Source organism: Microvirga aerophila (genome assembly GCF_003332305.1).
Classification (GTDB): domain Bacteria; phylum Pseudomonadota; class Alphaproteobacteria; order Rhizobiales; family Beijerinckiaceae; genus Microvirga; species Microvirga aerophila.
The window spans coordinates 1-10,894 of the sequence record NZ_QOIO01000005.1 but is presented as its reverse complement, the minus strand read 5'-3'; the positions used below and the strand labels follow the sequence as shown (position 1 = coordinate 10,894).

General features: G+C 60.7%; 10 protein-coding genes. 9 read left to right on the top strand and 1 reads right to left on the bottom strand.

Features of this window, described 5'->3' with window-relative positions:
* From DRB19_RS04260 to DRB19_RS04225, 8 genes are all read left to right on the top strand, one after another.
* Positions 1-468: IS630 family transposase (locus DRB19_RS04260; RefSeq protein WP_114184804.1), on the top strand; the 468-nt coding region annotated here is incomplete at its 5' end.
* 447 nt (positions 469-915) lie between these two features.
* Positions 916-2,130 (top strand): tyrosine-type recombinase/integrase, encoded by a 1,215-nt coding sequence (locus tag DRB19_RS04255; RefSeq protein ID WP_114184803.1) that lies wholly within the window; start codon positions 916-918, stop codon positions 2,128-2,130.
* Positions 2,117-2,965, top strand: a complete 849-nt coding sequence (locus DRB19_RS04250) for a hypothetical protein (RefSeq protein ID WP_114184802.1) — start codon at positions 2,117-2,119, stop codon at positions 2,963-2,965. The genes DRB19_RS04255 and DRB19_RS04250 overlap by 14 nt, the downstream gene beginning before the upstream one ends.
* Before the next feature lie 174 nt (positions 2,966-3,139).
* Positions 3,140-3,403 carry a helix-turn-helix transcriptional regulator gene (locus tag DRB19_RS04245; protein ID WP_114184801.1) on the top strand — a complete coding sequence of 88 codons (264 nt, stop codon included), beginning with the start codon at positions 3,140-3,142 and terminating at the stop codon, positions 3,401-3,403.
* An 83-nt stretch (positions 3,404-3,486) separates the two neighbouring features.
* Positions 3,487-3,951 carry a hypothetical protein gene (locus DRB19_RS04240; RefSeq protein ID WP_114184800.1) on the top strand — a complete coding sequence of 155 codons (465 nt, stop codon included), beginning with the start codon at positions 3,487-3,489 and terminating at the stop codon, positions 3,949-3,951.
* Positions 3,948-4,235 (top strand): hypothetical protein, encoded by a 288-nt coding sequence (locus DRB19_RS04235; RefSeq protein WP_114184799.1) that lies wholly within the window; start codon positions 3,948-3,950, stop codon positions 4,233-4,235. The genes DRB19_RS04240 and DRB19_RS04235 overlap by 4 nt, the downstream gene beginning before the upstream one ends.
* Positions 4,236-4,291: 56 nt before the next feature.
* Positions 4,292-6,457 carry a DUF3987 domain-containing protein gene (locus tag DRB19_RS04230; protein WP_114184798.1) on the top strand — a complete coding sequence of 722 codons (2,166 nt, stop codon included), beginning with the start codon at positions 4,292-4,294 and terminating at the stop codon, positions 6,455-6,457.
* A 6-nt stretch (positions 6,458-6,463) separates the two neighbouring features.
* A complete protein-coding gene (locus tag DRB19_RS04225) occupies positions 6,464-6,772 on the top strand; it encodes a hypothetical protein (protein ID WP_114184797.1) in 309 nt (102 codons plus the stop codon).
* Between the two features lie 381 nt (positions 6,773-7,153).
* Here DRB19_RS04225 and DRB19_RS31815 read toward each other — a convergent pair whose 3' ends face one another.
* A complete protein-coding gene (locus tag DRB19_RS31815) occupies positions 7,154-7,558 on the bottom strand; it encodes a DUF5681 domain-containing protein (protein ID WP_246690528.1) in 405 nt (134 codons plus the stop codon).
* A 979-nt stretch (positions 7,559-8,537) separates the two neighbouring features.
* On the opposite strand from DRB19_RS31815, the gene DRB19_RS04215 reads away from it, so the two are divergent.
* A partial coding sequence (locus tag DRB19_RS04215) for a cadherin-like domain-containing protein (RefSeq protein ID WP_114184796.1) occupies positions 8,538-10,894 on the top strand: 2,357 nt, incomplete at its 3' end.

Here is a 10,894-nt window from a genome sequence, read left to right as displayed (position 1 = left end):
ATCACCCGACGCTGGGCCAGGCGCGGCACGCGCCCCTCAGCACCGCGCGATCTGCGCACCGCCTCGGCTTACATCTTCGGGGCGATCTGCCCGGCTCAGGGCAAGGGAGCCGGCTTGGTACTTCCCCGTTGCACGACCGAGGCGATGACGTTGCATCTGACCGAGATCTCGCAAGCCGTCGCGCCGGGGGCGCATGCGGTGCTGCTGCTGGATCAGGCGGGCTGGCACGTCTCGAGGAAGCTGAAGGTGCCAGCCAACATCACCCTGGTGCCACTCCCGGCCAAAGCGCCCGAGCTGAACCCGGTCGAGAACGTGTGGCAGTACATGAGGGAGAACTGGATCTCCAACCGGGTGTTCACGTCCTACAAGGACATCCTCGATCACTGTTGTGCAGCGTGGAACAAGCTCACGGATCGACCCTGGACGATCATGTCCCTCGGCCTGCGGGAGTGGGCGCACCGGTTCTGATCAGCGGGACTTGGTATTAGTGCATTAACTGCGTCAGATTCCTGAGGAAGATTGTCTAGTGACTGGACAGCAGCTGTCGCCAACTTGTTTCATCTGAACCCCTGCAAGCAGGCTCAGGCATCCTTGGGCTGACTTGAGTTCAGAACAATGAACTGTGGAAACAGAACGCGTTGTTACCCTAGCTGTTACCCCGAGAGGCTTCTCTCGAGAGCAAGGTTCGAACCTGCGAGGCTTAAGTCATTGATTTTAAATGGTACAGCCGCCCCGGCTCGAACGGGGGACCCCCAGATCCACAATTCCGAGGTTCTATGTGATCATAGGTGACTGGGAAGCATCACGAGTGCTTGCACTTCTCTAGAGGATCGACCATACCCTCAGTTATAAGTAGTCGGAAGTGATCACCCGAGACCGGGAAGTTGCTTCCCATGTGCTTCCCAGGAGGGTTGATTGAAGCTCACGAAGCAAACTTTGGCGAAGCTCTCGCTTCCATCTGGCAAGTCCGATCTCATTGTCTTCGACGACGACCTTCCAGGCTTTGGCCTTCGGCTCCGTGCCGGCGGGAAGCGGGCCTGGATTGCCCAATATCGCGTCGGCTCGAAGCAGCGGCGAGTGACCATCGGCACCCCCGAAGCATTGGACCCAGACAGAGCGCGGCAGGCTGCTAAGGCTGTCCTCGCGAAGGTCCAGCTTGGAGGCGATCCCCAAACGGAAAAGGCAGAGGGCAGAGCCCGGGCAGCCGTTACACTCGGAGCTGTCGCCAAGCGTTACCTCGAGGAGCGGGCCAAACCCAATCTGAAGCCCCGCAGCTACGAAGAGGTCGAGCGGCACCTGACCCGCCATTGGGCGCCCCTGAGGGAGCTTCCGATTCATCGTGTCCAGCGGGCGAACGTCGCCGCCCGACTTGGGGAAATTGCCACGGAGAACGGCCGGTTTGCCGCGAACCGAGCCCGTGCCTCGCTCTCGGCAATGTTCTCCTGGGCCATGGGCGAGGGTCTCGTCGATGCGAACCCCACGATCGGCACCAACAAGGCCACTGAGGAGGTGCAGCGGGATCACGTCATTACGGACTCAGAGCTCAAAGCCATCTGGCAGGCCTGTCAGCATGACGATTACGGGCGCATCGTCCGTCTCCTGATCCTGACGGCGCAGCGCCGAGAAGAGGTCGCCGCCATGACAGTCGGGGAACTCGACCTTGCCGATCCGAAGGCGGCGCGCTGGTCGATCCCGAAGGAGCGCACGAAGAACGGGTTCCCACACGATGTGCCGCTGAGTGCCACTGCACTTGAGATCGTCAGTGCCGCTCCGAAACGTGAAGGGCGCGACCTGCTGTTTGGATCGGGTGAAGGCGGATTTCAGGGTTGGAGCAAGGCAAAGGCTGCCCTCGACAGGCGGATTGTGAAGACTGGAGCGAAGGTCCGCCCGTGGCGGCTCCACGACATCCGGCGGACCGTCGCGACCCGCATGGCTGACTTAGGCACGCTCCCTCACGTCATCGAAGCAATCCTGAATCACGTCTCCGGCCACAAGAGCGGTGTGGCTGGCATCTACAACCGAGCAACTTACGCCAAGGAAAAACGCGAGGCACTCAATCTTTGGGCCGCGCACGTGAGCGAGCTTCTTTCACGCAACCCATCCGACGGTAATCACGATGACGGACGATGAACTGAATCAAGTGGCCTTAGTATATTGGGCGTCAAAGATATTCTCCACCGTCTCCTGCCCACCTCTGCCAGCCGATGATGTGAATGCCATTCTTGAAGTCACTGGCTTGGAGCTGAAGGTGCCGCCAACTGAGATCGCTCAGCACTTGGCAGGGATCAAATTATTGCTTTCCGTGCAGAATGCCTCGCGGAATGACAACGAAGAGTTGAAGGCTGAGCAGGAGGCGGTTGCCGAAGTCAGAAAACTCGTTCGAGAGTTTAATCGAAAGCTGAAGGCACTCTCCGATCCGGAGGCTCCCCTCTCCAGAGCGGTGAGGAAGGGTGCATACTTCCTGGCTGTTGAAGAAGGTAGGTTTAGGTTTCAGCCTCGTTTCTTGCAACCCGATGAACACGGGACGCCCGGCGATTACGCTCAATCGCTATTAGCCCTTGGCGAAGCATACGCGGAACAAAAAGAGCAACTCGAGCAATTGCAGCACGAAATCGAGCGCTTCCCAAGCGAGACGAAAAGGTTGCTCGACAGCATAGATCGCTACAACAAGCACACTGAGGCGGCATCAACCTCGAGCAGTTCCCAGGCCGAGTGGAATCGCTTTGTCATTGGAAAGGTCTTACCTGCTCTCTACCATCACTATTTTGGCCGAAAGCTGGTGATCTCGACCGACCCGAAAACGGGTAAGCGTGGGGGCCCTGGCCTGCGCTTCTTACGCAGCGCAGTCGAGGCTCTTGGATTAGTCTCAACAAGAGGAGAGCCATACACCGACGAAGGCCTGCGTTCCCTTTGCAAGGAGCCAAAGCGCAAACTCAAGGTTCAGAGGTCTGGTGAGATAGCATGAGATAGTATCACAGGCATAAGGGTAACCCGCATAGCGGCCCGGTAAGTTGCACCCTTAAGGGTGAACCGCGAGTAGAAATATTAGACTCTACCCTTTTCCCAAGCGCATCCTGATCCGTCAGTTTCACCCGTGCGCCGCATTGATCGCTCCTGATCCTGCGGCGACGGAGTGAAGATGATGAGTAAACCTGAAATCCTGACGGCGGACATCGCTCGCGACCGTGTCCTGAATACAGCCCTCAACAACCTGCCGCCGGACCTCGCGCGTCACCGCATCCTGGATTCAACTGAGGCTGCGACCTTCTGGGGCGTGAGCGTCCCCCACTGGCGCCGCCTGTACCGGGCGAACGAAGTTCCCGCTCCCATCAAGCTGGGCGCCCGCAAGCTCGGCTGGCGCGTGGGCGATCTGATCGATGCCCTGGCTGCCCGCGCGGCCTGAGCCCTCCCTTCGGACCATGCCCCAGTCCAGAAAAGTGAGCCCCGCGCGAAGTGGGCTCCGGCGGGGTTCTAGGAGTAATCAACATGAAGTTACATATTACGCGTCCTCAGTGGCGCAAGGTCTCCGTTTGCCAGTTTGACCTCTTCACGCCGGCTTACGACATCGAAATTTGTGCGAACGGTCGTGTGCACCTCTTCCTGACGCCGGTGGATCATTCCGACGCGGTCTCTCTCACGATGGCAACGGTGGCTCATCCCGTGAGGGTTCCGCTGAAGAGTGCAGGTCTCGACTTTCATGCTCTGTCCGACGCGCTAAGCGCCGAGCCTGAGGTGATCGTGCTCTACAGCCAGACCACAAGGTCCGAGCCGGAACTGTGGGACTGGCGTGAGATAGCCCGCTGGTGCCGGGACAATGACAACAGGCGCCTGAGGCCACGCGAGCGCGAATTTGTGGCCGATATAGCCCGTCATCACACCAAGCCGACCAAGAGGCAAGCCAACTGGCTGCGAGCGATCTACACGAAGCTGCGGGACGGAGGCGCACGATGAGTGTGAACCCTCGTGATCAATCCCGCAGGGTCGACGGCAAGCGCCTCGATTTTGAGAGGATCAATCGTGCTGCCCTCTCGGTATTACCGCTGCTGCTCGCTCGCTGGGCACCGGGTGGCCGCCGCCAAGGCCGCGAGTACGTCGTGCGCAATCCGAAGCGGCTCGATCGCCGGCCCGGTTCCTTCCGCGTGAACCTTGCCAATGGCCTGTGGGCCGATTTCGCGACCGGCGATGCCGGCGGCGATGTCATCTCGCTGGCCGCCTATCTCCACGACCTTTCCTAAGCCGAAGCGGCGCGTGGCATCGCCGAAATGCTCGGCATTTCCGAAGGGACACGCCGATGATGGACATGATCGATCCCTTTGCACCAATCGGCATCAACACGGCTCGCAAAGATACGCGTCCTCACGTCGAAGAGAGATGGCGTCCGATCTTGCCCGTGCCGGCGGACGCGCCTCAACTCTCGAACGACTTCCTGAAGCGGTTTGCGCCTGAGGGCTTTTCGCTCGCGGCCAGCTGGCGCTACCACGACGCCCAAGGCCAACTCCTTGGATATACTGCCCGCTATGACAAGCCTGCCAACGGCTCGCCGACCGAAAAAACCAAGAAAGAGGTGAGGCCCTTCACGTATTGCCAGGGACCGGACGGCCGGCGCGAGTGGCGGTGTAAGGGATTCCCCGAGCCGCGCCCCCTCTACGGTCTTGATCGCTTGGCAGCTCGCCCGGATGCGCCGGTGCTCGTCGTGGAAGGTGAGAAAACCGCTGATGCCGCAGCAAAGCGGCTCGAGGATCACGTCGTCATCACATCGTCCGGTGGAGCGGAAGCCGCGCGGAAGTCCGATTGGGGTCCCGTAGCTCGCCGCCGCATCGTGATCTGGCCGGATGCTGACGATCCGGGCATGCGCTACGCCGACGATATTACCGACATGACGCGCCGGGCCGGAGCCTCCTCTGTCCACGTGGTGAAGCTGCCCACCGATCTGCCTGAGGGTTGGGATTTGGCGGATAACCTTCCCGCTGGTCTCAGTGAGGCCGACTTAGCCACGCTCCTGGCCGATGCTCGCCCAGCCACGAACGATGGCCCGATCCCTCTCTTCCCGCCGCTGCCACCTGCCGAGCGGTTCCCGATCGAAGCGCTCGGTCCGGTCCTATCCCGCGCGGCCCAAGCCATTGCACACAAGGTGCAAGTGCCGGAGGCGATCGCAGGTCAGTCGGTACTCGCAGCGGCCTCACTGGCCGCCCAGGCGCATGCCGATGTGATGTTGCCCTATGGACAGACGCGTCCCCTGTCGCTCTTCTTCGTTACTATTGCTGCTTCCGGTGATCGGAAATCCACGGCCGATAACGAAGCACTCTGGCCAATCCGCAAGCGAGAGATGACGCTGAAGGAAGAGCATGAGAGCGCGTTACAAGTCTGGTCGATCGCTTCCGCGGCCTACAATGCCCAGAAGCGGAAGATAGAGAGTGCGAACCCAAAGAACATGGACTTTGAGGCACGGAAGGCCGCGCTGGCGGCGCTCGGCCCCGCGCCCGAGCCTCCCTTGCACCCGTTCCTGACGGCGCCTGAGCCGACGATCGAAGGCTTGGTGAAGGCATGGGCGACGGCACCGGCTGCACTGGGCATCTTCACCGCCGAAGGTGGCCAGTTCATCGGCGGGCATGGCATGTCGCAGGACAACCGGCTCCGGACAGCCGCGGCCTATTCCGAGATCTGGGACGGTCATCCGATCAAGCGCATTCGCTCGCTCGATGGCGTCAGCATTCTCGTCGGCCGCCGCCTCTCGATGCATCTGATGGTGCAGCATGAGGCGGCCGCGCAGTTCCTGTCCGATCCGCTCCTGCGCGATCAGGGGCTCTTGTCACGCGTGCTGGTCGCCGCGCCCGAGAGCATCGCCGGCACACGGTTCTACCGCGATCCGTTGCCAGAGGACGATGCCGCCATCCGTTCCTATGGCGCTCGCATCCTGGCGATCCTTGAGGCCCCGTGGCCGCTTGCGGAGGGGCGACGCAACGAGCTTGCCCCCAGGACCCTGCAAATGACGGAAGAGGCTGCTGCGGCCTGGCGCACTTTCTATGACCACATTGAACGTCAGTGTGGGCCAGGGAACGATCTGCGGCCAATCCAGGACTTCGCCGCAAAGTCGGCCGAACACGCAGCCCGGATCGCCGGCGTGCTGACGATCGTGGAGGATGTCCAGGCCACCGAGATTGGCCTGGCTGCCATGCATGAGGCTTTGACGCTGACCGACTGGTATGTGGCCGAGGCGGTTCGGCTTCAGCATGCCGCTCGCACTGATCCACAGCTGAAGGTCGCACAACAGCTGCTCGAATGGTTGCGCGAGCGTGGCGAGGACGTGGTCGACTTTCGTGAGATCCTCCAGCGAGGTCCGGCGTTGGTCCGCACGAAGGACAAAGCCGAAAAGGCTCTTGAGGTCCTCAAGGCACATGGCTGGGTGGCGGATGTCTCGCCCCGGCCGCGCAGGTTGCGGCTGGTGAGAGAGGCGTGATCTCTCATGGTCTACCGCCGCTTCAATATCGGAGAGTTGCGATCTGCCCCTGCTACACTTGCTACGGTTGCTACGGTTGATCCCGCTAACACGCAAACCGTAGCAAGTGTCGCAAACGTAGCAGACTCCAAACCCAAAACCGCATTTCGCGCTGCGGCGCCGGCTGATTTGTATGCGGGCTGGGATGAAGAGGACTGGCGTGCCGCCTTCGAGGAACGGGCGGGCATCCTTCAGTATGACGGCGGGTACTCTCGACAGGACGCCGAGCGCCTGGCGCGGGCCGAGATTGACGAGAAGCGGTCGCGGGCGCGTTAAAGGAGGTCAAATCGGTGATTTGAGGCGGGTTCGCGTCGGCAAGGATATCGCAAGATGTTCCGAAGGCAGTTCAAGATGGTTAGTCGAGTAATCCACCCGCAAAGCCAGAGGAACCCGCAACAAGGAAACACTGCTATGGAGACCCTTCAACAGAGCTCATGATAAGACCTTGGCCTCTGGCGAGCGACATGACCGTAAAGAGTTTCTGGAAGGGCCACTGAGGCCTGTCATCGCTCTAGGATACTTGGGGTGCCGTCGAACTCACGAACGTCTCCCAGAGATCACGAGAACGGGTTTGCGACTGTGTTTGCATTATGAGCCTGACCAATAGTCAATCTCTCGACGCAGCCCGCCAGAGCAGCGGCAGCCCGTATGCGGCTATCAGGCATTACCTATATTAACAGTACCCTCGATTAAGGTGAGCCGCTCTTGTTCCAGCCGCTCCTCTTCCTCCAGATCCGCAAGCCGCCTCTTTTCGTCGAGCATTGCGAGTTCAGCCTCAAGCTCAGCGAGAGACATTCGCTCGATCGGTTTCTGTGGAGCAGGCGCAATGGCGAGAGAGCCGTCGATGGCCTGCCGCGGCAAACCCCACCCACGATTGAGCAGAGCGTTGGCGGCAGCCATACGCGTGTTATCAGAGGCACCGTTCCGCATCAGGTCAGCCAGAGTCTCGAGCGCCTCACTTGTGTACGATCGCGCGAGCGTCTCCACTTCGCCCTTTATCGAGGGGCGGCCCTTAGGATTGCCGCTCTGGCCTGGCTGCCAACGACCATTTCGCGCTGCCACCTGATACGCTCCTGTTAGCAGGACTGTCCCACGTTAACGCAGAGGCCCTGCAGGAGATTCAGACATGCTGCGAAGATCCGCTTATCTCCCTATCACGGAAGTTCACCTAAGTTCCGGAAAGTCTCGAGCCTGTTGAAAGGGTCGTCTTCTGCATTCCGGGCGCCTATCAATTGTATGTATTCGCCGACGTGGGCACTGCATCAGGTATGATGGTGCTGCTAAAATAGCGCTTCGGGAGCTTTTCAAGAAGACCTGTCAAAAACGGGTGCTCGCTGCCATAAAAGGATCATGGCATGACTATTCTGGAGGTATTCTACGAGGTGACTGGGCCCTCGCCGCAGCTGATTACAAAAGACAATTTTCAAAACTAAGAGGTTTTGGGCCGGATCCGGCCCAAAACTATCCTGCGGGATTACTTACTTTGGATGAGTTAGGGTCTGTAGGCGGCAAAGGGTATATCCAAAATCATATAGACCTCGCCTAATAATTAGTCCAAAACGCCATCATTGATCGCAGCAACCGACAAGCCCGCCCTATCCGCGGATGCAGAAGGGAGGGCTAGCGATCACCTCGGGCGCGGCTTCCAAGCTGAGTCTTCAAACAAATCGTGAGATTTCACGACGGGCTTGGCCGCGCGGCCAAGCAGCCGTGTCCAAAGAACAGGTGAATTATGTCGCTAAATCTTGACCTTAACGGAACATCGTCGAGCGGTGAAAACTCAACTGCAGTCTTTACAGAGCAGGTTGCAGTCCAGTTGATGCCAAATGCAGTTTTCACGTCAGACAATGGTCAAAATCGCGGTGATCTTATAACCATTTCTTTGCCTGTTGGTTATGCCACGTCTGAGATGTTGTTTCTTAGCCAGAGCGGCTTGAGTATCGCACTGGCAAACGGCGTTAATGTTTCGTTTGACAGCGGTATACTCAAGTTAGACGGGGCGAACAAAGATCCAGCTGTATGGCAGAGCCTTCTACGGGAAGTGTACTACAATAATACAAGCGACGCGCCAGCTAACTCCAGCCGTGTCATCGAGGTCAAAGCACTCGATCGAACGACCAACGATCTCAACACCGTTACCGTGAATGTCACGCCCGTCAACGACGCCCCGGTGGTGGCGAAGGCGGTTGCTGACCAGTCCTCGGCTGAGGATACGGCGTGGAGCTTCGTGGTTCCGGCCGGCACCTTCTCGGATGTGGACGGCGAAACCCTGACCTACTCGGGTTCGGGGCCGATCTGGGTCAGGTTCGATGCGGCCACGCAGACCTTCTCGGGCACACCTCCGAAGGACTTCAACGGCAAGGTCTCGCTGACGGTTACGGCCAGCGACGGCAAGCTCTCGGTGTCTGATAGCTTCGACCTGACCATCACCCCGGTCAACGACAAGCCGGTGGCGGTGAATGACGCGCTCAAGACGAGCGAGGACACCCCGCTGACGGTTGCGGCGGCGGATCTGGTCACAAACGACACGGACGTGGATAGCGCCTCGCTGTCGGTCTCGGCCGTGACTCAGGGCGGCCACGGCACGGTGGAGCTGAAGAACGGCCAGATCACCTACACGCCGGAGGCCAACTTCTCCGGCACCGACACCTTCACCTACACGGTGACGGATGGCCAGGGGAACGAGTCCACGGCTACGGCGAGCGTCACGGTCACGGTGGACGCCGTCAACGACAAGCCGGTGGCGGTGGACGACACCGGCACGGTGGCCGAGGAAGGCACGGTCACGATCGACGTGCTCGCCAACGACACGGACGTGGACGGTCCCTCAAAGACGATTGCCTCGGTGAAGGTCGACGCGGCTCAGGGCACAGCCGAGATCGTGGACGGCAAGGTCGTGTTCACGGCGGCCAAGGACTTCAACGGCGATGCGACCATCACCTACACGGTGAGCGATGGCACGCTGAGCGATGAAGGCCAGGCCGTTGTGAAGGTGACGCCGGTCAACGACAAGCCGGTGGCGGTGAATGACGCGCTCAAGACGAGCGAGGACACCCCGCTGACGGTTGCGGCGGCGGATCTGGTCACAAACGACACGGACGTGGATAGCGCCTCGCTGTCGGTCTCGGCCGTGACTCAGGGCGGCCACGGCACGGTGGAGCTGAAGAACGGCCAGATCACCTACACGCCGGAGGCCAACTTCTCCGGCACCGACACCTTCACCTACACGGTGACGGATGGCCAGGGGAACGAGTCCACGGCTACGGCGAGCGTCACGGTCACGGTGGACGCCGTCAACGACAAGCCGGTGGCGGTGGACGACACCGGCACGGTGGCCGAGGAAGGCACGGTCACGATCGACGTGCTCGCCAACGACACGGACGTGGACGGTCCCTCAAAGACGATTGCCTCGGTGAAGGTCGACGCGGCTCAGGGCACAGCCGAGATCGTGGACGGCAAGGTCGTGTTCACGGCGGCCAAGGACTTCAACGGCGATGCGACCATCACCTACACGGTGAGCGATGGCACGCTGAGCGATGAAGGCCAGGCCGTTGTGAAGGTGACGCCGGTCAACGACAAGCCGGTGGCGGTGAATGACGCGCTCAAGACGAGCGAGGACACCCCGCTGACGGTTGCGGCGGCGGATCTGGTCACAAACGACACGGACGTGGATAGCGCCTCGCTGTCGGTCTCGGCCGTGACTCAGGGCGGCCACGGCACGGTGGAGCTGAAGAACGGCCAGATCACCTACACGCCGGAGGCCAACTTCTCCGGCACCGACACCTTCACCTACACGGTGACGGATGGCCAGGGGAACGAGTCCACGGCTACGGCGAGCGTCACGGTCACGGTGGACGCCGTCAACGACAAGCCGGTGGCGGTGGACGACACCGGCACGGTGGCCGAGGAAGGCACGGTCACGATCGACGTGCTCGCCAACGACACGGACGTGGACGGTCCCTCAAAGACGATTGCCTCGGTGAAGGTCGACGCGGCTCAGGGCACAGCCGAGATCGTGGACGGCAAGGTCGTGTTCACGGCGGCCAAGGACTTCAACGGCGATGCGACCATCACCTACACGGTGAGCGATGGCACGCTGAGCGATGAAGGCCAGGCCGTTGTGAAGGTGACGCCGGTCAACGACAAGCCGGTGGCGGTGAATGACGCGCTCAAGACGAGCGAGGACACCCCGCTGACGGTTGCGGCGGCGGATCTGGTCACAAACGACACGGACGTGGATAGCGCCTCGCTGTCGGTCTCGGCCGTGACTCAGGGCGGCCACGGCACGGTGGAGCTGAAGAACGGCCAGATCACCTACACGCCGGAGGCCAACTTCTCCGGCACCGACACCTTCACCTACACGGTGACGGATGGCCAGGGGAACGAGTCCACGGCTAC

Excerpts from the sequence above, each read along its gene's own strand:
- DRB19_RS04250 (WP_114184802.1), top strand. The coding sequence starts at position 2,117 with ATGACGGACGATGAACTGAATCAAGTGGCCTTAGTATATTGGGCGTCA.
- DRB19_RS04245 (WP_114184801.1), top strand. The coding sequence starts at position 3,140 with ATGATGAGTAAACCTGAAATCCTGACGGCGGACATCGCTCGCGACCGT.
- DRB19_RS04240 (WP_114184800.1), top strand. The coding sequence starts at position 3,487 with ATGAAGTTACATATTACGCGTCCTCAGTGGCGCAAGGTCTCCGTTTGC.
- DRB19_RS04235 (WP_114184799.1), top strand. The coding sequence starts at position 3,948 with ATGAGTGTGAACCCTCGTGATCAATCCCGCAGGGTCGACGGCAAGCGC.
- DRB19_RS04230 (WP_114184798.1), top strand. The coding sequence starts at position 4,292 with ATGATGGACATGATCGATCCCTTTGCACCAATCGGCATCAACACGGCT.
- DRB19_RS04225 (WP_114184797.1), top strand. The coding sequence starts at position 6,464 with ATGGTCTACCGCCGCTTCAATATCGGAGAGTTGCGATCTGCCCCTGCT.